Genomic DNA, 502 nt, shown 5'->3' with positions numbered 1-502 from the left:
TATAAATAAACAAAACAATTGCCAATTTTAATTTGAGTAATTATCTAGGTAATTATTTCAATTATTACAAAGAATATATTCTTGGCTTGTTGTATTATATACAATATACTTGTTTATTGAATCCTATTACTTCGTCATCTGCATAATTTTTTTCATTCACGTATAAAATACGCTCATTGTAAAAATTATTTGATTCCTTGTACTAAGGTTCACTAAACTTCGTATCATTATGTGTAATTTTCAAAGAACAATGGTGGGCTTAAATGGACTCGAACCATCGACCTCACGCTTATCAGGCGTGCGCTCTAACCAGCTGAGCTATAAGCCCTAATGGTGGAGATAAAGAGATTCGAACTCTTGACCCCCTGCGTGCAAGGCAGGTGCTCTCCCAACTGAGCTATACCCCCATAAAAAAATTTTGAGGAAGATCCCTCAAAATTGACCAGAATCAACATTAAATTAAACCTCCTTTTTTCGAAGAAAGTATATTTTAATTACTAGT

The 502-nt window shown here is 33.3% G+C and carries 2 tRNA genes; both read right to left on the bottom strand.

Going from position 1 to position 502, the window contains the following annotated elements:
- Positions 1-251 precede the first annotated feature (251 nt).
- Positions 252-328, bottom strand: a tRNA-Ile gene (locus tag NG904_RS16165).
- A gap of 3 nt (positions 329-331) precedes the next feature.
- A tRNA-Ala gene (locus NG904_RS16160) sits at positions 332-407 on the bottom strand.
- Positions 408-502 lie beyond the last annotated feature (95 nt).

The organism is Clostridium sp. ZBS15, from assembly GCF_023845705.1.
Lineage (GTDB): Bacteria > Bacillota > Clostridia > Clostridiales > Clostridiaceae > Clostridium > Clostridium aquiflavi.
Note: the sequence above shows the minus strand (reverse complement) of the source record. Positions and strands in the feature narration are given on the sequence as shown.